This is a genomic window from Oceanobacillus aidingensis (genome assembly GCF_042654105.1).
Taxonomy (GTDB): domain Bacteria; phylum Bacillota; class Bacilli; order Bacillales; family Amphibacillaceae; genus Oceanobacillus; species Oceanobacillus oncorhynchi.
On the sequence record NZ_JBHSFT010000001.1, the window covers coordinates 421,326 to 444,869 of the forward strand.

At 37.1% G+C, this 23,544-nt stretch carries 30 protein-coding genes and 3 pseudogenes; 27 read left to right on the forward strand and 6 right to left on the reverse strand.

The genetic code is table 11. The annotated features are described in order from the left end of the window. Window positions 1-336: 336 nt before the first annotated feature. From ACFO3P_RS02005 to ACFO3P_RS02040, 8 genes and pseudogenes are all read left to right on the forward strand, one after another. Window positions 337-1,179: an energy-coupling factor ABC transporter ATP-binding protein gene (locus ACFO3P_RS02005; RefSeq protein WP_193064175.1), complete on the forward strand. Its 843-nt coding sequence runs from the start codon at window positions 337-339 to the stop codon at window positions 1,177-1,179. Continuing rightward, window positions 1,155-2,024, forward strand: coding sequence for an energy-coupling factor ABC transporter ATP-binding protein (locus ACFO3P_RS02010; protein ID WP_042530834.1), 870 nt, complete (start codon window positions 1,155-1,157; stop codon window positions 2,022-2,024). Before ACFO3P_RS02005 ends, ACFO3P_RS02010 begins: the two co-directional genes overlap by 25 nt. After that, window positions 2,017-2,814: an energy-coupling factor transporter transmembrane component T family protein gene (locus ACFO3P_RS02015; protein ID WP_193064176.1), complete on the forward strand. Its 798-nt coding sequence runs from the start codon at window positions 2,017-2,019 to the stop codon at window positions 2,812-2,814. Before ACFO3P_RS02010 ends, ACFO3P_RS02015 begins: the two co-directional genes overlap by 8 nt. Before the next feature lie 22 nt (window positions 2,815-2,836). Next, complete coding sequence (gene truA / locus ACFO3P_RS02020; protein ID WP_193064177.1) at window positions 2,837-3,610, forward strand: tRNA pseudouridine(38-40) synthase TruA; 774 nt, start codon at window positions 2,837-2,839, stop codon at window positions 3,608-3,610. Window positions 3,611-3,804: 194 nt separating this feature from the next. Next, complete coding sequence (gene rplM / locus ACFO3P_RS02025) at window positions 3,805-4,242, forward strand: 50S ribosomal protein L13 (RefSeq protein ID WP_042530840.1); 438 nt, start codon at window positions 3,805-3,807, stop codon at window positions 4,240-4,242. Window positions 4,243-4,261: 19 nt separating this feature from the next. Then, window positions 4,262-4,654, forward strand: coding sequence for a 30S ribosomal protein S9 (gene rpsI, locus ACFO3P_RS02030; RefSeq protein ID WP_042530842.1), 393 nt, complete (start codon window positions 4,262-4,264; stop codon window positions 4,652-4,654). Window positions 4,655-5,062: 408 nt separating this feature from the next. Continuing rightward, window positions 5,063-6,024: pseudogene (locus tag ACFO3P_RS02035) on the forward strand (helix-turn-helix transcriptional regulator). A gap of 75 nt (window positions 6,025-6,099) precedes the next feature. Next, the gene (locus ACFO3P_RS02040) at window positions 6,100-6,732 is read left to right on the forward strand and encodes a type 1 glutamine amidotransferase family protein (RefSeq protein WP_193064178.1); all 633 of its coding nucleotides are present in this window, start codon (window positions 6,100-6,102) and stop codon (window positions 6,730-6,732) included. A 106-nt stretch (window positions 6,733-6,838) separates the two neighbouring features. Here the strand turns inward: ACFO3P_RS02040 and ACFO3P_RS02045 are convergent, their stop codons facing one another. The 3 genes from ACFO3P_RS02045 to ACFO3P_RS02055 form a co-directional block, all read right to left on the reverse strand. Beyond that, the gene (locus ACFO3P_RS02045; RefSeq protein WP_193064179.1) at window positions 6,839-7,861 is read right to left on the reverse strand and encodes a tyrosine-type recombinase/integrase; all 1,023 of its coding nucleotides are present in this window, start codon (window positions 7,859-7,861) and stop codon (window positions 6,839-6,841) included. A 91-nt stretch (window positions 7,862-7,952) separates the two neighbouring features. Continuing rightward, entirely contained in the window at window positions 7,953-8,402 is a 450-nt protein-coding gene (locus ACFO3P_RS02050; protein WP_193064180.1) for an ImmA/IrrE family metallo-endopeptidase, read from the reverse strand. A gap of 8 nt (window positions 8,403-8,410) precedes the next feature. Beyond that, a complete protein-coding gene (locus ACFO3P_RS02055) occupies window positions 8,411-8,878 on the reverse strand; it encodes a helix-turn-helix domain-containing protein (RefSeq protein WP_193064181.1) in 468 nt (155 codons plus the stop codon). A 166-nt stretch (window positions 8,879-9,044) separates the two neighbouring features. On the opposite strand from ACFO3P_RS02055, the gene ACFO3P_RS02060 reads away from it, so the two are divergent. From ACFO3P_RS02060 to ACFO3P_RS02105, 10 genes are all read left to right on the forward strand, one after another. Continuing rightward, window positions 9,045-9,284, forward strand: coding sequence for a helix-turn-helix transcriptional regulator (locus ACFO3P_RS02060; RefSeq protein ID WP_193064182.1), 240 nt, complete (start codon window positions 9,045-9,047; stop codon window positions 9,282-9,284). A gap of 31 nt (window positions 9,285-9,315) precedes the next feature. Continuing rightward, on the forward strand, window positions 9,316-9,525 hold the full coding sequence (locus ACFO3P_RS02065) for a hypothetical protein (RefSeq protein ID WP_205601847.1): 210 nt from the start codon (window positions 9,316-9,318) through the stop codon (window positions 9,523-9,525). Window positions 9,526-9,569: 44 nt separating this feature from the next. Then, entirely contained in the window at window positions 9,570-10,379 is an 810-nt protein-coding gene (locus ACFO3P_RS02070) for a phage replisome organizer N-terminal domain-containing protein (RefSeq protein WP_193064183.1), read from the forward strand. A gap of 12 nt (window positions 10,380-10,391) precedes the next feature. Further along, complete coding sequence (locus ACFO3P_RS02075) at window positions 10,392-11,186, forward strand: ATP-binding protein (protein ID WP_066189308.1); 795 nt, start codon at window positions 10,392-10,394, stop codon at window positions 11,184-11,186. Beyond that, complete coding sequence (locus ACFO3P_RS02080; protein ID WP_066189310.1) at window positions 11,187-11,369, forward strand: hypothetical protein; 183 nt, start codon at window positions 11,187-11,189, stop codon at window positions 11,367-11,369. 100 nt (window positions 11,370-11,469) lie between these two features. Further along, complete coding sequence (locus tag ACFO3P_RS02085; protein WP_193064184.1) at window positions 11,470-11,676, forward strand: hypothetical protein; 207 nt, start codon at window positions 11,470-11,472, stop codon at window positions 11,674-11,676. Window positions 11,677-11,715: 39 nt separating this feature from the next. Further along, complete coding sequence (locus tag ACFO3P_RS02090; RefSeq protein ID WP_066189316.1) at window positions 11,716-11,967, forward strand: hypothetical protein; 252 nt, start codon at window positions 11,716-11,718, stop codon at window positions 11,965-11,967. A gap of 4 nt (window positions 11,968-11,971) precedes the next feature. Continuing rightward, window positions 11,972-12,175 (forward strand): hypothetical protein, encoded by a 204-nt coding sequence (locus ACFO3P_RS02095; protein ID WP_193064185.1) that lies wholly within the window; start codon window positions 11,972-11,974, stop codon window positions 12,173-12,175. A 30-nt stretch (window positions 12,176-12,205) separates the two neighbouring features. Further along, window positions 12,206-12,685 (forward strand): ArpU family phage packaging/lysis transcriptional regulator, encoded by a 480-nt coding sequence (locus tag ACFO3P_RS02100; RefSeq protein WP_066189319.1) that lies wholly within the window; start codon window positions 12,206-12,208, stop codon window positions 12,683-12,685. Continuing rightward, the gene (locus ACFO3P_RS02105) at window positions 12,685-12,912 is read left to right on the forward strand and encodes a hypothetical protein (RefSeq protein WP_066189322.1); all 228 of its coding nucleotides are present in this window, start codon (window positions 12,685-12,687) and stop codon (window positions 12,910-12,912) included. Before ACFO3P_RS02100 ends, ACFO3P_RS02105 begins: the two co-directional genes overlap by 1 nt. A 249-nt stretch (window positions 12,913-13,161) precedes the next feature. On the opposite strand, the gene ACFO3P_RS02110 is transcribed toward ACFO3P_RS02105, so the two are convergent. After that, window positions 13,162-13,365, reverse strand: coding sequence for a hypothetical protein (locus tag ACFO3P_RS02110; RefSeq protein WP_193064235.1), 204 nt, complete (start codon window positions 13,363-13,365; stop codon window positions 13,162-13,164). A gap of 278 nt (window positions 13,366-13,643) precedes the next feature. Between ACFO3P_RS02110 and ACFO3P_RS02115 the strand changes: the two genes are divergently transcribed. From ACFO3P_RS02115 to ACFO3P_RS02155, 9 genes are all read left to right on the forward strand, one after another. Continuing rightward, window positions 13,644-14,129 (forward strand): tetratricopeptide repeat protein, encoded by a 486-nt coding sequence (locus tag ACFO3P_RS02115; RefSeq protein WP_193064230.1) that lies wholly within the window; start codon window positions 13,644-13,646, stop codon window positions 14,127-14,129. Between the two features lie 679 nt (window positions 14,130-14,808). Continuing rightward, window positions 14,809-16,071, forward strand: coding sequence for a group II intron reverse transcriptase/maturase (ltrA, locus tag ACFO3P_RS02120; RefSeq protein WP_094887488.1), 1,263 nt, complete (start codon window positions 14,809-14,811; stop codon window positions 16,069-16,071). 333 nt (window positions 16,072-16,404) lie between these two features. Further along, window positions 16,405-18,258 (forward strand): heavy metal translocating P-type ATPase, encoded by a 1,854-nt coding sequence (locus tag ACFO3P_RS02125; protein ID WP_066189335.1) that lies wholly within the window; start codon window positions 16,405-16,407, stop codon window positions 18,256-18,258. 193 nt (window positions 18,259-18,451) lie between these two features. After that, window positions 18,452-18,685 carry a heavy-metal-associated domain-containing protein gene (locus ACFO3P_RS02130; protein WP_066189340.1) on the forward strand — a complete coding sequence of 78 codons (234 nt, stop codon included), beginning with the start codon at window positions 18,452-18,454 and terminating at the stop codon, window positions 18,683-18,685. Between the two features lie 47 nt (window positions 18,686-18,732). Further along, complete coding sequence (locus ACFO3P_RS02135) at window positions 18,733-19,032, forward strand: iron-sulfur cluster repair di-iron protein, ric (protein WP_066189342.1); 300 nt, start codon at window positions 18,733-18,735, stop codon at window positions 19,030-19,032. Window positions 19,033-19,098: 66 nt separating this feature from the next. Then, window positions 19,099-19,332 carry a heavy-metal-associated domain-containing protein gene (locus ACFO3P_RS02140; protein ID WP_066189344.1) on the forward strand — a complete coding sequence of 78 codons (234 nt, stop codon included), beginning with the start codon at window positions 19,099-19,101 and terminating at the stop codon, window positions 19,330-19,332. A gap of 64 nt (window positions 19,333-19,396) precedes the next feature. Then, on the forward strand, window positions 19,397-20,104 hold the full coding sequence (locus tag ACFO3P_RS02145) for a Crp/Fnr family transcriptional regulator (protein ID WP_066189347.1): 708 nt from the start codon (window positions 19,397-19,399) through the stop codon (window positions 20,102-20,104). A 481-nt stretch (window positions 20,105-20,585) separates the two neighbouring features. Next, window positions 20,586-21,176 (forward strand): DUF1989 domain-containing protein, encoded by a 591-nt coding sequence (locus ACFO3P_RS02150; RefSeq protein WP_066189330.1) that lies wholly within the window; start codon window positions 20,586-20,588, stop codon window positions 21,174-21,176. A gap of 460 nt (window positions 21,177-21,636) precedes the next feature. Next, window positions 21,637-22,488 (forward strand): AraC family transcriptional regulator, encoded by an 852-nt coding sequence (locus ACFO3P_RS02155; RefSeq protein WP_066189353.1) that lies wholly within the window; start codon window positions 21,637-21,639, stop codon window positions 22,486-22,488. Window positions 22,489-22,656: 168 nt separating this feature from the next. Here the strand turns inward: ACFO3P_RS02155 and ACFO3P_RS02160 are convergent. Both ACFO3P_RS02160 and ACFO3P_RS02165 read right to left on the reverse strand, forming a co-directional pair. After that, window positions 22,657-22,809: pseudogene (locus tag ACFO3P_RS02160) on the reverse strand (tyrosine-type recombinase/integrase); the annotation flags it as partial. After that, window positions 22,808-23,377 (reverse strand): annotated as a pseudogene (locus ACFO3P_RS02165) (SDR family NAD(P)-dependent oxidoreductase); the annotation flags it as partial. The pseudogenes ACFO3P_RS02165 and ACFO3P_RS02160, both read right to left, overlap by 2 nt. Window positions 23,378-23,544 lie beyond the last annotated feature (167 nt).

Here is a 23,544-nt window from a genome sequence, read left to right on the forward strand (position 1 = left end):
TTATACTCAACACCCAGCGGAGGAAATATACGGAGACTCCTACGGGAAAGCGTAAAAGGAAGTTCGGTTAAGTTCGCGACGTCCTGTCGCAACACCGAACTGACATACATCCTGTATGCCTCCGCAGGGAAAAAGTGGTCTTCTTTTTCGAGGAGGCTGAGCGCAAGCCCGTGGAAAGCGTAGTGTATTTCCGTAGCGTTGGCCAGAATTACTATTAAACATTATCAGCTTTTGTTTAAGTAAATACTTTCGTTCATCCGCCGCTATGGGTAAAATAATAACCATAATAGAAAAAACAAATTACATAATAAAAAAACAGGAGAAGGGGGTGTCTGGATGGACAGAAAAAAGCTAGTAGAGTTTAAGAATGTTTCCTTTCAATATGAGGAAGAGGGAGCGCTTGTGTTAAATCAGGTTTCCTTTGAGATTTATGAAGGCGAATGGGTTGCGATTATTGGACACAATGGCTCTGGAAAATCAACCATCGCCAAGCTGCTTAATGGATTATTAATGCCAAAAGATGGGGAAATCGTTGTCGATGGTCAAAAAGTAGATGATGATACCGTCTGGGATATACGTAAAGACGTAGGGATGGTCTTTCAAAATCCAGATAATCAATTTGTTGGGGCAACCGTTCAAGATGATGTGGCATTTGGAATGGAAAACAGAGGAATCCCCAGAGAAGAGATGAGAGAGAGAATCCAGCGCACCTTATCTGCCGTTCGTATGCAGGATTATTTAATCACTGAACCCCACCGGCTGTCTGGCGGGCAAAAACAGCGAGTGGCGATTGCCAGCGTCTTAGCGATTGCTCCAAAAGTATTGATTTTAGATGAGGCAACAGCAATGCTCGATCCGACTGGCAGAAAAGAAATTATGCATACCGTAAATGATATCCAGGAATCAGAAGGACTTTCTCTGATTACCATCACACATGACTTGCAGGAAATTGTTCAAGCAGATCGTGTGATTGTGATGAATAAGGGAGAAATTTGGGAAGAAACCACACCAAGAGAGTTATTCCTGCAGCGGGAAAACTTGCGTGAAATTGGCTTGGACGTGCCCTTTGTTGCACAATTAACTGATGAGCTGATGAAGCAGGGCGTCGAATTAAAAGAAGCAGCATTAAACCACGAAGAGTTGTTGGAGGAATTATGGAAATTCAATTCAAAGATGTAAGTTATATTTATCAAGAGAATAGCCCCTTTGCCCACAAAGCCCTTGAAGACATTTCTTTCACGGTGGAAGCTGGTTCGTTTGTTGCTGTGATTGGTCATACAGGCTCTGGGAAATCAACACTCATCCAGCATTTAAATGGTTTAAGCCTGCCGAGCAGGGGAGAGATAACGATTGGTGATTTCCTGCTGAGTTCAGAAGGAAAGCCTAAGAATATCCGTGATTTAAGAAGAAAAGTTGGTGTGGTGTTTCAATATCCGGAGCATCAGCTATTTGAAGAAACCGTTGCGAAGGATATTGCTTTTGGTCCGAAAAATTTTGATGTGGAGCAGGAGGAAATTGACCGCAGAATAGAGCGACTTCTCCCTGCCGTTGGACTGCCAGCAGAAATATTAGAGCGTTCTCCGTTTGATTTAAGCGGCGGACAGAAGCGTCGTGTAGCTATTGCAGGCGTATTGGCGATGGCTCCAGAAGTGCTTGTATTGGACGAGCCGACTGCCGGGCTGGATCCGCGCGGACAGCGTGAAATCATGGATATGTTTTATCAGCTGCATCAGGAGCGTCAACTGACGACGGTATTGGTAACGCATAGCATGGAGGATGCGCTCGCTTATGCGGATAAAGTGATTATTCTAAATGGCGGTAAAAAATATATGGAAGGCCCGCCGCTGGAAGTATTTAAACAAACAGACAAGCTGCAGGAGGTCCAATTGGACACGCCGGAAGTTATTCATTTTCTGAATCAGTATAATGAACGATTCGGTACTTCTTTAAACTATCAGCACCAAACCTTGCAGGAGTTAGCAAATGAGATAAAGGGACAGCTGGAGGTGGAATCGGATGAATAATGCATTAATCATTGGTCAATATGTTCCTGGAAACTCCTTTATCCACCGGTTAGACCCAAGAACCAAAATCACAGTTGTCTTTTTCTTTGTGATTGTTGTCTTTTTTGCAAACAATGTACCGACGTACAGCTTATTAACTGCTTTCTCCTTGCTTTGTGTACTGAATTCCAAAGTACCGTTACAGTTTATATTAAAAGGATTGCTGCCCGTCTGGTTTTTAATTATTTTTACATTTATTCTGCATCTGATTATCACAAATGAAGGAAATGTCGTAGTCGATTGGGGATTTTTTAAGATTTACAGCGGCGGGATTATCCAAGGTTTTGCGATTTCCTTACGCTTTTTCCTGCTCATCCTGACGACTTCTTTATTAACGTTGACGACCACACCGATTGAAATAACGGATGCCATGGAGGAAATGCTTCACCCATTGAAAAAAATTAAGTTCCCTGTTCATGAGCTGGCGTTGATGATGTCTATTTCTCTGCGGTTTATTCCGACATTGATGCAGGAAACAGATAAAATATCCCGGGCGCAGGCGGCACGCGGTGTTGATTTTCGTACAGGCCCGGTGAAGGATCGGATTATGGCAGTTATTCCATTACTGGTTCCTTTGTTTGTGAGTGCGTTTAAACGTGCCGAGGACCTAGCAATGGCGATGGAAGCGCGCGGTTATCAAGGCGGGGAAGGGAGAAGCAAACTCCGTGAATTGCACGTAGGTACAAAAGATATTCTTGTATTGATTGCTTTTGTACTAATGTTGGCAGCCTTGTTTGTGTTAAGACAGTAAGGAAAGGAAAGGGACTGTGTAAATGGAACGGATAAAATGCACGATTACTTATGACGGTTCAGGCTTTGCGGGTTTTCAGGTACAGCCTGATCACCGTACCGTTCAGGACTCACTGGAAAAAGCCTTAGCTAAAATCCATAAAGGGGAAACGATACGTATCCAGGCATCGGGGCGAACGGATACAGGTGTCCATGCAGTCGGACAGGTTATTCATTTTGATACCCCTTTAACGATACCTGAACGAAACTGGAAACAAGCTGTCAACACCCTTTTGCCGGATGATGTCCGGGTAGTGTACGTAGAGAAAGTGGATGCTGACTTTCATGCCCGCTACAGTGTAAAGCAGAAAGAATATCATTATATCGTCTTGAACCGGGAGGATCCAGATGTATTCCGCCGGGATTATGTATTGCACTTCCCTAAATGTCTTGATATAGAAGCCATACAAGCTGCCTGTAAGCATTTAGAGGGGACACATGACTTTACCACCTTTTCTTCCGCAAAGTCGTCTGTAAAAGGCTCTAAAATACGTACATTGTTCCATGCATCCTGCAGGAAGAAAGAAGACGATATTGAATTTGTTTTCCGTGGAAGCGGCTTTTTGTACAATATGGTGCGGATAATGGTCAGTGCACTTTTAGACGTGGGAATTGGCAAGCGGCGTCCAGAGGAAATACCAGCCCTCTTAGCTGCGAAAGAGAGAGGTCAGCTGGGGAAAACAATTTCTCCAAATGGACTGTATCTATGGGAAGTAAGCTATCATGAGCAGGAAAAAGAGAAGCATTCCGGAGATTGAAAGAATAGACACAAAAAAGAGAAGAATTTTTTCAATTACTTTCATACGAGGCTTGACTTTTGGTTTGGAAAAGTATAAGATGATATATGGCATTTTATTTCTAAACCATGATTAGCCCCGGAATCTAATTATGTTAAGAATAAAAATATGATTACGAAGAATAAAGAATGAACGATATATGGAGGGAAAAAATCATGCGCACAACTTTCATGGCAAATGAAGCGAACATCGAACGCAAATGGTTGGTTGTGGATGCGGAAGGACAACGTTTAGGACGTTTAGCAAGCGAAGTAGCTGCTATCTTACGTGGTAAACATAAACCTACGTACACACCACATGCAGACACTGGTGATTATGTAATTATCATCAATGCAGACAAAATTGAACTATCTGGAAACAAAATGAATGACAAAATGTACTACAATCATTCCCATCATCCAGGTGGATTAAGAGCACGTAACGCATACGAAATGCGTACAAAATACCCTGAAGAAATGCTTGAAGTTGCAATCAAAGGAATGCTTCCAAAAGGACCTTTAGGACGTAAAATGAAGAAGAAATTGCACGTATACAGAGGCGCTGAGCATAGCCATCAAGCTCAAAAACCAGAAGTTTACGAACTTCGCGGATAATTAAAGGGAGGTAAATGAATTGGCACAAGTACAATACTATGGCACAGGTCGCCGTAAAAAGTCAACTGCCCGCGTACGTCTAGTACCAGGTACAGGAAACGTTACAATCAATGGTCGCGATGCTAGAGACTATTTTCCATATGAAACACAACTTTTAATCTTGAACCAGCCGCTTGCTACTACAGAAACTCAAGGAACATATGATGTTCTTGTAAATGTACATGGCGGAGGATTTACTGGTCAAGCAGGTGCAATCCGTCACGGAATCGCACGTGCTTTACTGCAAGCAGATCCAGAATACCGTGCTTCATTAAAAACAGAAGGATTTCTTACACGTGATCCTAGAGCGAAAGAGCGTAAGAAATACGGTCTTAAAAAAGCCCGTCGTGCTCCTCAGTTCTCAAAACGTTAATAAATCAACACTTGCAAATCCCTCAACCACCTATGGTTGGGGGATTTTACTGTATATGCGGGGCTCTAAAAACAGGGGAAAATTCACACGTAGCATACACGTAACATACAAGTAGTAGACAAATAATTTAAAGAAAAAGTGTAGATTTGAAATAAATTTTGGAATTTATAATAAAGATGGATCATTTATAATAAAGTTTGATACTATTGCATTGATTAGCTGAATTGTGACAATGCAGTTGATTATACTTCACTAAATATTGCCAACACACTGCAGAGAAATATACTTAACAAGACATAATAGTCTAATTCAAGGAAATGGGTTAAATTAAAATGTTAACTACAAAAAATCCACTTATAACTAAAAAATATATAGTAGATAATTAATTTCAAATAGAGGCGGATTTCAATGGCTAAAACTGATAATTTACTAGCAATTCTATGGATGCTCAGTTCTGGTGAAAAAATTACTGCGAAACAAATTTCAGAAAGGTTAGAGATGAATATAAGGACTGTTTATCGTTATATTGATACGCTTTCAATAAGTGGTGTACCTATCATTTCGGATGCAGGACATAATGGTGGATACACTTTATTGAACAATTTTATTGAAGCCCCTCTTTTTTTTGATTCTGAGGAGCAAACCTCATTATTTCACGCTGCTATTTTTGCTGAAGAGGCGGGATATTATGGAGGTAAAGCACTAAATAGGGCTATTTCAAAGCTAAGAAATTTTTCAAATCAAGAGCAGGAAATAAAGATAAATCAACACTTATCTAGCCTTGAAGTAATAAGTCAATTCAGTACCCTCGCTATGGAACCTTTATTGAAGGAGCTGGAACAGGCAGTAACTAACGGTTGCTCAATCAAAATTAATTATCATAAAAATGGTGAAAAGCAGTTAAACTATAGATTAGTCGATCCGTACAGGATTATTTATTGGAATAATAAGTGGTATGTGATTGGATTTTGCCAGCTTAGGAATGATATCCGTAGTTTTAGAGTAGATCGTATTGAAAGCCTAATGCTAACCGAAAATAAGTTTAGCCGGCCAGAAAACTTTTCAGCACGTGACTTTTTTATAAATAATCTTCTTCCAACTATAGAAGATAAGGAAGGGATTATTTCTGTGGTTCTTAGTGGGGATAAAAATGTATTGGCCGATATTTGCCAACATTGGTTTTTAGGACATTATTTACAAGAGCGGACTTCAAATCAGGCAGTTTTTTTCTTGAAAAAGATGTGATACATACGTATGTACCTTATTTGCTTTTACCGTACAATAAATCTATTCAGGTTATTGAACCAATAAGTCTTAAGAAAAGACTTATTGAGGTTCTGTCGGAATTAATAGAATTCCATCAAATTTGATAACTTAACTGACGTTAGGTGTCAGGGAAGTGATGCTATAGTTGGTTATATCAAATGTGATTGGAGTGTTATTGGATGCAAACAAAAAAAGTTTTTTTATATGTATTTAATACAATGTCAGACTGGGAATATGGATATTTAATTGCTGAACTAAACTCAGGAAGATATTTCAAAAAGGATTTAGTACCTTTAAAAGTAATTACAGTAGGAGCTAATAAAGAAATGATTACTACTATGGGTGGACTGAGTATAAAACCAGATATTTCCCTTGATGAATGTGTTCTTGATAGTAAAGATCTTTTAATTTTACCGGGTGGAACTACTTGGAGTGAAGATATTCATCAACCTATCTTGGAAAGAGTTGGTCAGGCTTTAAAGCTAGGCACTATTGTTGCTGCAATTTGTGGTGCAACTGATGCCCTTGCGAATATGGGATACTTGGATGCTAGAAAGCACACAAGCAATAACTTAGAATATACTAAAATGGTATGTCCTAACTATAAAGGAGAAAGGTTCTATGAGTTGGAATCTGCGGTATCTGATGTGAATTTAGTTACTGCATCAGGAATAGCTCCTCTAGAATTTGCGATGAAGGTACTGAAAAAAATAGATGTATTTGCACCAGATACATTACATTCATGGTATAACCTAAACAAGACTCATAAACCAGAATACTTCTTCCAGTTAATGAGTTCAGTAAATAGCTGATCTAAAAAATCAACTTAGCAGTTTTATATTAGTTCAAATAAAAATAATAAAGTAATCGAAAAGCTCATTTTTTCTAATTTGTTTTGCAAAGAAGTAAGCAACTTTCTTATAGCCTGTCAATTGCCATAAGAAGCTGCTTGATATCTTTATGCGTATAAACTTTATCAGTGATATCTTTAGCTGCGTGACCCATGATCCGTTTGATTGATAGTTTATTTGCATCAGCATTATCCATAAGGGTTGCGAAGGTATGTCTGCAATCGTGTGGTCTATGATTTAATTCTAGTTGCTGCATAATCTTCTTAAACTTTTCGTGATAATAAACATAATAACTCAACTTACTTCCCTCGAAGTTTGTAATCAGATATTCATTATTAGGATCCATACGATTTTCAATTAATTTATGGATTTTTTTATGAATTGGTATGACCCTATTCGTCCCAGCTTCCGTTTTGAAGCCACCCCGAAAATACCTTTCATCTAATTGAATACTTTTATTTTTTACTTCCACAAGTTCCCCAGGGCGCAAACCAGTGTAAATCATAATTAAAACAGAATCAATGTCATCGAAGCGGTCGATGTTTTCCCAAAGAATATTAATCTCATCCAAAGTAAATGGTTTTCTGGAATTCTTTGTATCATTTTTTGGAAGCTCGATAAATCTAGCATAATCTTTATGTGTTAAATCGTTTTCTAAAGCATGTTTATACATTTGATTAAATAATACTTTTATTTTTTTCTTTGTACCCCATGATTTATCACAGTTATCAATCACAGATTGCAGGTGAGCTTTCCTGACTTCATTAAATTTTATATCGTGTAAAGGTTCTGATCTTTTAAAAGCCATTTCATAGCCAAGTTGATTTGACTTTGAAATTTTAGGGAAACGTTCTTTTTTTAAGCGTTCATATACTTCTTTAAATGTGAGCTTGCCAGCTGATAAATCATATGGGTTATTATTGTAATCAGCTAATGCTACCATTGCCTCTTTTCTACTTTTATAATATCCTAGATACTCCCGTCTTTGTTTTCCTTCGTCATTCCATCCAGTAGTGACTATGACCGCGAATGGTTTTCTTCGTTTACCGGATAATTTGCATACGGAGCCGTATCCATTTGGATTTTTCAATTTCCTTACCACCTTTCATATCAGCAGGATAGACATATGGGAATATATGTTCTATATATGTGTTAAAAAAAAGAATGCAATATTTGCATACCTACTTTATATGATTAATTTTTTTCAGATTGCACATTTCTTCTGGAACGCCATACGTTTGAGCTACTTCATTTATGGTAACGCTTGTATCTTTAAATTCATAAATACATTTATCTGGAATAAGCAATTCAACTGCAAATGTATTAGCCTCTACCTCATTTTTATTAGTAGAGAAAAAGGTGTTATTTTTCAAAAAAGGTGCATTTTCACTTTTATGCAATAACGAATGGCCTAATTCATGAGCGCAGACAAACCTTTGCAATGTCTCATCTATATTATCATTAATATGGATAGATTGAATCCTTTTGTAGCACGTGTAGTATCCCAAAGATCCCCCCAGAGATTCAAAAATAATTATGATACCTTTACGCTCTGCTATTTCAAAAGGGCAATTTGTTCCATATTTATCAATAAGTATTATTGCTGTATTCCTAGGCATTAAATGCGCCATAGAATACCTTATTTTTTATATTTGTTGGGGGTAAACTTTTGCTTTGCCATTCGTTTAGCCATGCGAAGTGAATTTTCCAATGAAGCAATTAGTAGTTCTCTATCTTCCTTATCCATTTCATCTATCGCCCTTCCATCGAATTGTGAGTATGCATCATCATTAGATAAGTTATTTATCATCTTTTCTAGATCCTTAGCTATATCACGTTCTTCCTTATCTGACAGCTCAGGAAGATCTTCCTCTTGCTTGGGGTTGTTTTGTTTGTAATAACCAGCCACCCTCATAATTTCATCATAAGGAATGGATAGTGCTTCCGCAAGTTTTTGGATATTCTCGGCTTTGGGAATGCCTCTTTTTCCATTTTCGATTCTGGACAATTGAGCAGCACTAATACCTGAATACAAAGAAAGTTGATTGATGGTGTAACCTTTTTCATCCCTTTTTGCTTTTAGATACTCTCCAAATTGATTGGTCATAGTTTTCTCTCCTAAACACTGATACCCTTCTACACTTATATTACTAAAAAAAATTACCAAAAGGAAATTTATTTAAGAAAAATATAAAAAAGTGTTGCCAAATGGTAATTTTTAATGTTAAGGTATTACCATAAGGTAATTACCAAAAGGTAAAAGGAGGGTTCATTTGAAAGATGTAAATGTCATTTTAATTAATTTAGACTTTTTGAAGGTGTATTTGAAAGACAAGGATATTTCTCAAAGTCAATTTGCGGATAAGGTAGGAGTTACGCAAACTACTGTTAACCGAATTATGAATGGCAAGAGAAATCCGGGAGGTAAGTTTATTGCAGGTGTTCTGCGGAGCTTTAACGATTTAAGTTTCGATGAAGTATTTTATTATGACACAGCATTATCAACTGAATAAAAGGCAAAACAATTCGTTTGGAGGGATTAATTTGGAAACAAGTGTTGATGAGAAAGAAATCATGAATATTAAAGTTTCTGAGGCAGCAAAGATTTTAGGTAAATCTGAACAATTTGTTCGAATTGGATTACAACGAGATATTTTACCAATTGGTATTGCAATTCAAATGTCTAGTAAATGGACATACCATATCTCACCAAAGTTACTAAAAGAGTATGTAGGAGGGGAATTAAGCATCTAAATTGCCTGAAATTATTTAAACCTGTTTAATTCTGGAGGTAAAAAATGGGCAACATTAAATGGATTAAGTTAAGTACTGCCATGTTTGATGATGAAAAAATAAAACTTATAGAGAAGCTTCCAGAGGCTGATACCATTCTAATCATTTGGATTAAACTACTTTCACAGGCCGGGAGAACAAATGCCAACGGTTATATTTATTTGAACGAAAATGTCCCGTATACAGAGGAAATGCTTGCAACGATATTTGATAGGTCACTCAATACAGTAAGGCTCGCTTTAAAAACACTAAGGGAGTTCGGGATGATCTTTATTGATGATGATTCATTTATTCGAATTTCGAACTGGGAAAAGCATCAAAATGTTGAAGGAATGGACCGTGTAAGGAAGTTGAATGCAGAGCGTAACAAAAGGTATCGCGAAAGAAAGAAGCAGCAATTACTAGAAAATAAAACAGATGACGTTAGCGTGACGTCACGTGATGGTACAGAAGAAGAACTAGAAAGAGATAAAGAACAAGATATAGAAATAGAACAAGAACAAGATAAAGACGTAGCGCAGATTATTCAGTTCTGGGATAAAAACGGATTTGGTGTAAATAACATTCATGCAAAAAAACAGTTGTTGTTGTGGTTGGATGATTCATCATTTAAGGATCCCAGTGAAGTCATTTTAAAGGCATTAAATATTGCTTGTGAAAATGATGCTAGACGACTTAAATATACGGAAGGCATCTTAAGAAACTGGCAAAACGAATCCTTACTAACCGTTGAAGAAATCGATAAGAATCACAAAAACCGAAATAAGCAAGCTGTAAGCCAAATAGATTACGATCCGAATAGAGATAGATTTTAGGAGGTGTCATCGATGGAAACTATAGGAACGCTGCTTAAAAAATCTTTACCTTTTAAAGAATGTCGTGAAAAGGAATGTGAGCAATGCGGAAATCTATACAAATTATATGAAACTCCCAAAGGCGTTCTTGGCGCATGTAAACCTTGTATGGAACAACAGTTATTAGAAGAGCTAAACGTACCAACAAAGGAAGAAAGAGAAAGACTAAAAGAAAAACGATTTATTGCAACCTTTGAGCGAGTTACACATGATTTGAAACAAGCAACGATTGATTCCTATATACCGAAAGAAACGTCGCAATCCGAAGCAAAAAAAGCAGCAATAAAATATGTGAAAACCTTTGATGGTGTTCATTCACTTCTATTTAGTGGAGATTGTGGTCTGGGGAAAAGCCATTTATCTTTTGCAATCACGAAAACGCTGCGGCAACAAGGTTATAAAACGCTCTATATCAAGGTCACTGATTTATTCGATTTTATCAAGAACACATACAGTCCGGATTCTAGCATAAGCGAAATGCAGATTTTCCAAATGATAGGTGAATTGGATTTGTTGGTACTTGATGATATTGGCTCTGAATATGTGAAAGCAAACGAATATGGACATGAAAGTTGGGCATCTGATGTGTTGTATAAGATATTCGATATGCGACTCAATAAATCAGTCATTTGTTCTACGAATTATTCTGAGAAAATGCTTACTGAAAAATATGGGAATCATGGCAATCGTATTATTGATCGGATGATGGATTTAGCAAAAGCAATCCGACTTGAAGGAGAAAGTTATAGACGAAAGGAGCGGTTTTAAATGTGGCAAGGAATGAAAAGTGTAATGGTATTTGACCCTAAGGACAGTCAAGAAGAAACTGAACGTAAATGGATGGAGTGGAACAGGCATAAAAGTGCTGTTAGCGACAAATATGTACCAACGGCAGAAGAAACTAAAAAAAGATTAATAGAACAGGAACGTCACAATAAAAGATATGCCTAGTATCTTTGCAACGTTCCCGACTTACTCATAGATATTATAGCATTCATTGAAGGATAGTTAAACGTGATATGCGGTTAAATGAATTTGAGGAGGTATCGTTTTGCAAGCTGTAAATAGCACTAATAAAAAGGAAATTAATATACACGCAAGTTATTCAGAGGCACATTTTATTGGTGAAGCACTTTCATCCTATCAACTATTTATGCAGCAACTTTACGGAAATAATAGCGAGGAAGCAAAATATATCGGTGAACTGTTGTATGCAATTCAAAATCCAGCAGTCAGAAAAGAGAAGCATGTAAGATAGTTTTAAAAAAGTGATATGAGAAGTGGAAGGAGGAACAAAATGAATGATGCGATTGAACAAACGCATGTTTATGAATATCTTGGGAAAGAAAATGATCCTATTTATGAAGATATATTGCGTGTAAAGGTAAATCATTCTTTATTAATTCCTGAAACAAAACTAAAAGTAACGAAAAATAGATATGGAATGTACGAGATAGTATCTGATGAACGGCATGAATGTTATTCGTCTCCACAATCACTATATGATCGTATTAGCGCTTTACTGAATGCCATTTCACATAGGAGGTGATGAAATGACACTAAGTATGAAAAACTTTGAGCAGAAAGAGTGGGATCTTTACGATACTAATTTAGGTCAAGCATTAGAGTCAGTTGAAAAGGGTGATTTACAATGTGCTTCTGAATGCTTTAAACGAATAGCTTGGGTACTTCATTCTTTATCAAAGTATCATCCATCTATTGAAAAGGAACAAGAAGTTGAAATGAACAATATATAAATTTCTATTTATAAGAAAGGATGATGATAAATGAATTTTGCTGCTGAAATTGAAGGAGTTTTTACGAAAGAAGAAATTGAATCATTTTTAAAAGATGAACAGCAATTTTATATTGAATATGCAGAGGAAAACTGGTTAGACCGTTATTTTAAAATAAAGGCAATGTCGCAAAAAACACACGTACCTAGTATTACTTCCGTCATATCGGATACACCAGGTGGATCAAATCTTAACAATAGTAAAACAGAACAATTTGCTCTAAAATCTGTTCAAGCGAGTGAATGGTTAGACACATTATTATATGCAGTGGAATCTCTTGCTCCAGCTGAACAAAAATTAATTGAATTAAAGTACATGAAGAAGCGTAATGATGGTTCCAGATACTGTGATGAAGTTATTTATCCTCAGTTGTTTATCGGAAAGACAAGATACTATGAGCTGAAAAAGGAAGCTTTAGAAATGCTGGGAAGAAAACTATATGGTTTATTTAGTGAAAGAGGTTTTTCGTAATGGTTGCTATGATTCGGGCGGTGAAGAAAACAGTATTAGTTATGTTTTTGCTAGTACTGTTTATCACTTTTTCTACCATTTGTGGGATAATATTTTTGGCTGTTTTCCAGTGGTTTATGCATACTGAATTTTATTTGAGCATGGTTGGCTCTGTTGAGTTTTGGATATGGGTGTTAGGAATTCCGTTTATTATTATCTTTCTTGTGTTTTGTGCAAAAATTGCTTAAAGTAAATTTAATTTAACGTTGTATCGTCATACCCCTTTAGTTATAATTTGTCTAAAGGGAATTTTTTTGGTGAAATAATTGTTATTATTTACCATTGTCAGTTTGGGAAGATATTTCCGGATATAATTAGATATTTACGTAACAATAGGTGGAGTTTGTGAATTGTTTCACTTAAACTAACGGGGCAGGTTAGTTCAAATTCTGTTTTATATAAATAAAAGACGGTGAAAACGCACCGTCTATAATTAGCTATTTATTTTGTGTTAATTCTTTGTAATAAAGGTAATCGACTTTATGCTTGGTAGCCATTAACTGTGAAGCCAAAACCGCCGTATAAACAGTGGTTAGTACAATTGCTCCAACACCAAGACCTGTAAGGTTTATCTTATTAGATGTACTCATTCCATTATTGCTTGTGTTCATTCCATTATTACTTGTAGGTGCTTCTTCCATTTTATTAACCCCCTCATTTGTTATAGGGGTATTATTTGTAACGGCATTTAAACTTATACTCAAAAAATAACAGGCAGGTTCTAAAAACTTTAAACTTGTGAACAAATGTACTTAAACTAATGGGTGCAAGAGTTAAGCAAGGTGATCCTTATGGGGTCACCTTGCTTTATAAAATTCGAGTTTTATCATTGGAATATTATGTTAGTATTTAGATAGGTGTTATTTAGCTAACGGGGCAGTTTAGTGGTACAAGAGACAAAGCATTGGAGATGAAAATGATGGGAATAGAATTAGAAAAGGCTGTTGATTTGCGGAAGAGTGGAAATCATAAAGAATCAAATCAATTACTCACGAAACTGGTGCAGGAGTTCCCTAATAATGCATCAATTAACTATCAGTGTGCTTGGAGTTTTGATTTATTAGGAGAAGAATCGAAAGCAGTACCCTTTTATGAAAACGCAATCAAATTAGGGTTGTCTTCAAAGGAATTGGAAGGGGCTTTATTAGGATTAGGGAGTACGTATAGAACATTAGGCGAGTATGAAAAGTCAAAAAGTATATTTCTAAAGGGGATTGAATCATTTCCAAACAACAGGGCTATTCAAACATTCTATTCGATGACCTTATATAATTTGAACGAACATAGTAAAGCGATGGAGTTATTATTAAAATGCTTAACAGATACAACAACAGACGATGAAATTTTAGGTTATAAAAAAGCGATTGATTTCTACTCGAATAAATTAGATGAAATTTGGGAGTAGTTTGTGAAAAGATGTACTTAAACAAACGGGTGCATTAGCGAAAGAAGCGACATTGAGGTAAGTGGCAGTTTAGTTGAAGAAGAAAAATTAAATATTAAGATAAAAACGCTCAGAATATTTTCTGAGCGTTTTAGTGTGTGCCAGGCATGCACACATTCTTTAGGGTTGAAGTCCCGAGCCACGAAGGCAGTAGTAGTGGTTAGCTTAAGACAAGGGTGTCTGGGGCGACCCAGAATCTGAAGGAAGTCGGCGGCAAATCTCCGCCCTTAGGAACACGAACTTCATCAGGCTAGGTATACTTGGGTGAGGTTGCATTACAAACTAAAACCCTTACTGCCAAAGGGTATACAAAGTAAATGAAGTGGGGACATGGAGAGGAAGAATGTGTGCTTACCCTGGGAGGTCTGATAGAAATGCGGTGCACACGCCGTAACCGAACATGTAAGTGTTCGCTGAACTATCAGAAGTCAGCCGAAGCCGTAGTACTAGATATTTCTAGGATATCTAGGAAGGGCTGAATCATTTAAGAAGAATTGTCGCTTTGCGTACGCAAAACTTGATGAAGCAGAAACATGTAAACCTTCCTAGTGGAGGAAACGGTGAATCCCGCGGGGGACATTAGAAGGGCTGAAAGTTATTGCCACACAAGAAGAAGGAACAATTCACGTAGGAGTAAGATATCATGTTGGAAAGAATTCTATCACGGGAAAACCTAATACTCGCACTTAAACGTGTTGAGCGAAATAAAGGAAGTCATGGTGTGGATGAGATGCCTGTACAAAACCTACGAGCGCATATCATGGAACACTGGACTTCCATTCGAGGACAACTCGAAGAAGGTACCTACTATCCTCAACCCGTTCGTCGTGTCGAAATCCCGAAACCAAACGGCGGAATGAGGAAGCTAGGAATTCCTACCGTGTTAGACCGATTCATCCAACAAGCAATCGCACAGGTTCTTACAACCATTTATGACCCAACCTTCTCAGAGCACAGTTATGGTTTTCGTCCAAATAGACGAGGCCACGACGCAGTAAGAGAAGCAAGAAGCTATATCAAAGATGGCTATCGGTGGGTTATCGATATGGATTTAGAGAAATTCTTTGATAAAGTACATCACGACAGATTAATGCGAACGTTGAGCCAACGAGTCAAAGACGCGAGAGTGCTTAAACTGATTCGCAGATATCTCCAAGCTGGTATTATGGACGGTGGGATTGTACAGCCGAACATGGAAGGAGCACCTCAAGGTGGACCATTAAGTCCACTACTTTCTAATATTGTTTTAGATGAACTAGACAAGGAATTAGAGAAAAGAGGACTTCGCTTCGTCCGTTATGCGGATGACTGTAATATCTATGTCCGTTCCAGGAGAGCTGGTTTACGAGTGATGAAAAGTATTACTGAATTTATCGAAGGAAAACTAAAGTTAAAAGTAAATGAACAGAAAAGTGCAGTAGACCGCCCATGGAAACGTAAATTCCTTGGATTTTCTTTCACTTTCCATAAGGTGAACCCAAAGATTCGGGTCTCTAAAGAGAGTATCAAACGGTTTAAACACCGTGTCAGAGAACTAACCTCCAGAAAGAGATCTATGAATATGAGGGATAGAATCGAAAAGCTAAATCGATATTTAGTAGGCTGGCTTGGTTATTATCAGCTAGCAGAAACACCTACCATATTTGAAGCTCTAGATGGCTGGATAAGAAGAAGACTTCGAATGATACGCTGGAAGGAATGGAAGAAAGTCAAAACAAAATACAAGAATCTCATGAAACTTGGAATTAAGAAAGGAAAAGCGTGGGAATGGGCAAATTCAAGGAAGGCATATTGGCGTATAGCCAAGAGCCCCATCTTGTCTAGAGCCCTTGGCAACCAATATTGGTTAGAGCAAGGGTTGAAGAGTCTATCCAAGCGATATCAGACCATGCGTTGGACCTAAATGAAACCGCCGTATACGGAACCGTACGTACGGTGGTGTGAGAGGTCGGGGGTTAGTCACCCCCTCCTACTCGATTTGCAGTTTATAATGCTTTTCTAAAGCCTGCTGAATAAAGAATGTACAATATAATGATTTTTTTTGATTGTATGTTCGATAATATATAAGAGTTATTCAGTTATTCAGTAAAACAGTTGGATTTGTTTTGCTGTTCTTTTATAATTTTTCACTTTTACAATAGAACTTGATCCTAATCAATTTTTATTTCATAGAAACATCCTATACTAGAGTCATCAACAAGGAATACAAATGAAAATGAAATTGGAGGGAATCAACATGCAAAGATATATATTAAGTAAAAAGAATTCCATTACACTGATCAGTGCAATTTTGATTGCACTTGCATTCTTCGGACGATTTTCCTTAGACAACATGGCCATTTTCAATTGGTCGCTCATCATTGCATCTATTCTTGGTGTAGCACCAATTGCGATTCAAGCCTTTCAGGCATTAAAAGTAAAAGTTGTCAGTATTGATGTTTTAGTTACCATTGCAGTAATTGGGGCAGTATTGATTCAAAATTATGAGGAATCAGCCATCGTTACTTTCTTATTCTTATTTGGTTCTTACTTGGAGCAACGTACCTTGAACAAAACACGTTCTGCCATTAAAGAATTAACAGAGCTGGCACCAGAAAGTGCTTTAAAGCAAATGGAAAATGGAGAATTTGAAGAAGTTGATGTCGATGATGTAGATGAAGGTGACATTTTATTAGTCAAAACGGGTGCAAAAGTCCCCGTAGATGGAACCGTGTTAACAGGTGAAGGTCACATCAATGAAGCAAGTATTACCGGAGAGTCTGTTCCAGTAAGCAAAAGGGTCGATTCTGAAGTATTTGCGGGAACAATCTTAGAAAATGGAACGATTCAAATTCGATCTGACCGTGTAGGGGAAGATACAACATTTGGTAGAATTATCGAATTAGTGGAAGAAGCACAGGATTCCAAATCAGAAGCAGAGCGGTTTATTGATCGATTCTCTAAATATTATACACCAGCTGTTTTAGTCCTTGGTTTTATTGTTTGGCTATTCTCAAAAGATATTGAACTAGCTATCACGATTCTTGTTTTAGGATGTCCAGGTGCATTAGTTATCGGGGTTCCTGTATCCAACGTTGCCGGTATCGGAAACGGTGCACGTAATGGTGTCCTCCTAAAAGGTAGTGAAGTTATCAATGACTTTAGCAGAGTAGATACTATCGTTTTTGATAAAACGGGAACATTGACAGTAGGAAACCCTGAAGTTGCCGAAAAAGAATTTTACGGCAACAACACTGAAGAAATTCTAGGATACTTAGCAAGTGTGGAGCGCGAATCGGACCACCCACTAGCAAAAGCTGTCTTACAGGATATTGGCGAGACAACTTTCTATACTGTTGAAGAAACCGAAGTCGTTAAAGGTGGCGGAATTGTAGCAAAAATAGGTGTTCATCGTATAGCCGTTGGTAACGTAGCTTTAATGGAAAAAGAAAATGTGAAATTAAGCGAAAAAGCTAAAAAAGACGTCGAACGCTTTGAGAAAAATGGGAATTCTCTTGTGTTAACTGCGGTTGACGGAGAATTAAAAGTTCTGATGGGTATTCGGGATCAAATCCGTCCAGGTGTTAAAAAAGATCTTCAAAACCTAAAAAAACTTGGAGTCAAAAACCTAGTCGTTCTTTCAGGGGACAACCAAGGAACCGTAGATTTAGTTGCTCGAGAACTTGGATTAACAGAAGCACACGGTCATATGCTTCCAGAAGGAAAATCCGCATATATTGAAAAAATGCAAGCAAAAGGCCAACTCATTGCCTTTGTCGGTGACGGAGTGAATGATAGTCCTTCATTAGCCTTAGCAGATATCGGAATCGCAATGGGAAGTGGAACAGATGTTGCAATTGAAACATCGGATGTCGTTTTAATGAATTCTGACTTTAGTCGTTTACCACACGCATTAGGCTTAACAAAATTAACTTCAAGAAACATGAAACAGAACATCACCATAGCAGTTGGTGTGGTATTAGTCTTACTTGCTAGCCTACTATTTAGTGAATGGATGAATATGTCAATCGGGATGTTGGTTCACGAAGCAAGTATCTTAGTAGTCATCTTGAATGGTATGAGATTGCTTCGATACCGTTTGAGAGGATAAATTTAATAGAAAGCGGTCTTGACGAATGATAAAGGGGAAGTATTCAGGTAGGAAGAACAAAATACTCCCCTACTTTTTTCTTAAAACTTGATTTGCGTCAATTTCATTTCGTTGAACCTCAGCTATACTTAAATTGTAAAGAAGAAGAGGGAAAACAAAAAAGTCAAAGATAAGATGAAAGGAGAAATAATTCATGCAAAAAGCAGTTATTCAATTAGAAACATTATCTTGTCCATCTTGTATGCAAAAGATTGAAAATGCGGTGAAAGGATTAAATGGGGTTAATCAAGATAGCTTAAAAGTATTATTCAATGCCAGTAAAGTAAAAGTAGATTTTGATTCAGAAACGATCACCGTTAACGATATCAAAAAGGCAATTGAAGACTTAGGATATCCCGTTGTTAAATCAAAAGTAAAATCTGCCTAAGACAAACACACATAACAAAAATTATATATAGAAAGAGGGAAATAATAATGTCTGAACAAACATTTAACGAAGTAATAACAAACCATTTTGAAAAACTGGATTTATACACTACTGCGATTACACGGGCCCATGGTAAGAACCATCCAGAAGCCTTTGAAGTACGTGAACTATTTGAAAAACTCAGTAAAAAGGTAAAAGATGCTGGTGCAAACAAACCAGACTTGGATGTTGAATTTGCTCAGTTACGAAAAATCACAGACAACTACGCCATTCCTGGAGATGTATGTGAAACATATGCAGGCACCTACGAAATGTTATCAGAAGTAGACAAAGCATATCAGGCTTAAAAGTAACCCAAAAACAAAAGAATAAATTGGTTTACGGTCGTTAAAAAATGAAGGGAGAAATGATTTATGCAAAAAGCAACGATTCAATTAGAAACCTTATCTTGCCCATCTTGTCTCCAAAAGATTGAAAATGCGGTGAAAGGAATAAACGGTGTGAATCAAGATAGCTTGAAGGTAATGTTCAATGCTAGTAAAGTAAAAGTAGATTTTGATTCAGAAGCAGTCGTTATTAACGATATCGAAGAGGCAATTGAAGACTTAGGATATCCTGTTGTCAAATCAAAGGTAAAACCTGCTTAATCGAGTGAATAGAAAGGAAGCCTAAGATGCCCTCTTAGGCTTTTTATAAAAAGGAGAGGTTATTTTGGAACAAAACCAATGTTGTCATCACCAACATGGACATGCAGAATGTATTCGTATTGTTCCCATTTTCAACCATCTGGAAGACTCACAAATGGATTTGATTGCGGAATCTGCCAAGACACTTCATCTACAAAAAGGGGAAATGTTATTCCGTGCAGGTGAGAAAGATGATACCTTATATATTATCAATTCAGGTAAGGCTCGGATTTACCGCTTATCGGATTCTGGAAAAGAACAACTTGTTCGCATTTTAAATCCCGGTGATTTTACAGGTGAAGTCGCCATTTTCCAACCTGGAAGTATTCATGAGAACTATGCGGAAGCACTACAAAATACATCCATTTGTTTAATTAAACGAGAGGATTTACAAGAGTATTTGGTGGAATATCCGCAGATCTCATTAAAAATACTGTCAGAAGTAACGATGCGTTTGAAGGATTCTGAAAAACAAACCACACAAGTAGCGATTGAAAATGTAGAAACCCGCATTATATCCTTTTTAGCTGAGAATGTTGAAAAGGGAAGTGGCAATAGTCCAACGATTATCTTACCAATGTCCAAAAAGGATTTAGCCTCGTATCTTGGTACCACACCAGAAACAATCAGCCGTAAATTTACTACTCTAGAAGAACTTGGATTGATTAAACAGTTACCGAAAAAGAAAATTAAAATAATGGATTTAGATCAATTGTTACTTCATACTGAATAAATATAAGAGAGTAGCGTGCCATCATCTAACGGGTTAAGTTTAATAGTACAAAACATAAAATAACAAACCTTTTAGCAATCCAATTAGCATATAAAATGGATTGCTAATTTTTGTTGGTTTAACAATGTCTATCTACAAAAAAGAAAGAAAAATGGCTCCTTATTTGGCACTTATTTTACCAAGATGACATAATTTTGTGTCAACTTCATTATTTAGCAGAACAACTCCCTAATAACTTAGCGAATTCCTCTGATAAATAGCTAAGGAATTGGAAATTTATGTTAAAATTATAATTTGGATTGTGAATTAGTGTACTTAAAGTAAATGGTGCGTTAATTTAACAAGAGTTAACACTTTTTTATCGAATATATTAAGTAATGGGGCTAATTGAAGAGTGTTTATGTCCATTGAAAAATGATTTGGCCTTACATCTAAGCAACATAATTGTATGACACTAATTATAACTAGAAGGGAAAACAAAATGCGAGAGTTAATGATAGATAAACAAACAGGACAAGCCTTTAAAATAAATAGGGGAGAAAAATTCTCCGTTATCGATATTGAAGGACAGCAGGTTGCAGATCTTTTTGCTGTAAATGCTTCTGCATTCAATGAATTTTTTTCTGCACCTGTTACCATAGATTGTAAAGAATCGTTATTTTTTTCAACAGGGGACATTTTATACAGTAACAAATATTTACCGATGCTCACAATCATAGAAGATGACGTTGGTGTTCATGATATGATGATACCATCATGTCGACTGGAAACCTATCAGCATTTCTATAATGTGAACCACCATCATAGCAATTGTTTTGATAATCTTAATGATAGTTTAAAGACATATGGCATTTCTCACTTTCATTCGATTCAACCATTGAATATATTTATGAATACTACAATCACACAGGACAAAAAAATTATTATTGAGCCACCTGTATCTAAAGCAGGAAGCAAAATCACATTTAATGCAGAAATGAATTTAATCGTAGGGATTTCTGCTTGCAGTATTACAGAAGGGGCTTGTAATGCGGGGAGATGTAAGCCTGTACTGGTTCAATTTATAGATTAATTTATAACCTCGCACCTCTGTTTTTATGGATTTATAATGAAACAGCCATAATTTTTTATTGTTGGGTACATTATCCACATTTATTTTAGGGCTTCTTTCAGCTTTCCCTTTGTTCAAAGCTAATTTTTTGCGTGAAAAAGCGAAAATAATTATATCCTTATTTACTTCGTTATTTCCATTGGCAATCTTCGTAATGAAAGGTTTAATTTTTACAGTTTCGTTTATCGGAAAATAAACTTTGTGAAATGATGTACTTAAACGAACTGGTGCGATAACACAATAAGCGCAGTCGCCTTTTATTGTGCCATTTGGTAGTTTAGTTTAAGAGTGTGGTCTGATAATCTTTTCAAAAAACGGGCCAGTTAGCTTAACTAACTCAAAAATACTGTCCGACCAAAGCACGGAAAGACAGGATTAATTGATGATGCTCTGTTAGGATTTTAAATAAGGAGTGAGTGACATGACGTGGGTTGAATCATTACAGGCAGCAATAGACTATATGGAAGATCATTTACTTGATGACCTTCCGATAGAAAACATTGCCCAACAGGCTAACTTTTCGGTTTTTCACTTTCAGCGTACATTTGCGATATTAACTGATATATCTGTTGGTGAATATCTTAGACGTCGTCGCCTAACATTAGCTGCCTATGAGTTAACAAGATCAAACACAAAGATTATTGATATCGCCTACGAATATGGTTACGACACTCCTGAAGCTTTCTCGAAGGCCTTCAGGCGGCAACATGGTGTAACACCAAGTGAAGCACGAAAGTACACGGGAAAGCTAAAATCTTATAACCGCCTGGTAGTACAGGTGAGTCTGAAGGGAGCAGAACCAATGCAGGTCAAAATTGTTGAACGTGAGGGATTTCAGATTGTGGGGTTTAAACAGGAATTTTCACTGGTTAATGAGGAGAACCTAGTGGGTATCCCCAAAATGTGGGATAAGATAAACGGAGAGGGCACAGACGAGCGATTGTTTAAATTGAACAATGGTCCAGTTGAAGGTGTAGTGGGTGTATGTGTTGAAATAGATTCCGGGTCCATTGATTATTGGATAGGTACAGCACACGAGGGCAGTGCTCCTAATGGATTATCAACTTTGGAAATCCCCGAATCCAAATGGGCCGTATTTGAGGTTCACGGGCCGATGCCGGATGCTATGCAAAAAGCGTGGAAACAAATTTTTTCAGAATGGTTTCCTTCAAGTGGTTACAAACATGCAGGTGCACCAGAACTAGAGGTATATTCAGATGAAAATCCATCCAGTCCTGATTTATATTCAGAAATCTGGATCCCTGTAAAATAGGAACCTATATAAGCAGTGGATTTCATCATGAATCCACTGCTTCAAGAAATTATTTTAATCCGCAATACGATCGGGCGCGATTCTGAAATGAAAGTCTCTTTTTCATTTTCAACTATATTGGTGCAAAAATTGAAAAGAGCAACGCAATATCTTGTTGCTCTTTAACCTCTAAAAGTATTTTCTATAAAACTCTTGTCGCAGCCTCCCAGTTAATTGAGCATAGATTCGTGTTGTTTCGCTTTTCTCGTGTCCCAGCAAACTTTGTATAACTTCAAGTGGGGCTCCATTGTTCAATAGATGAGTTGCGTAACTGTGCCTTACTGCCTGGTTTTAAATAAGGAAGCGCTGCTCTTGTTGTGTAAAAATGAGAGTAGATATTCACTTTGAAGGTATCATCGAATTGCAGACTTAGTTGCTGGAATTGGATACCAACGTGGTTACAAAGAATATCGAGACGTCCAAACGTATTTACAGTTTGTTCTACAATGGAGATGCACTGTTGTTTGTCCCGCAAGTCACCAGGCATTAGCAAACAACGTTTTCCGAGTTGTTCACTCCTCGTTTTCGTTCTATTTGCATCCTCATGTTCATCTAAGTATGAAATAGCAACATCGGCGCCTTCTTTAGCAAACGCAATTGCCGTTGCTGCACCAATACCACTGTCACCCCCTGTAATAAGTGCTACTTTTCCTGTTAATTTTCCACTCCCTATATAGTTTGGGTTTTCGATAATTGGAAGGGGTACCATTAATTTTTCCACTCCGGGTTGGCGGAGCTGGCGCTGTTCAGGTAAATTCATCGGTATTTCTTCGTAACGTGTGATTTTCCCATAGTTAGGATACATGGGATAAGGTTGAGTTTTCATGTTCGCTTTAAACATTTCTTGCATTTGCTTTATTTGGTCTAATTGACGACTTTGATCCATAGAAACCTCCTATAGAAATGATTTTCTTCTAGACAATCACTAGCATTGCATTAATTATGTCGAATAATACAAAATAATTCTAATTTTCGGTTTTTACTGTTTTAAGCCATAAAAAAATCCTTTATAATGAA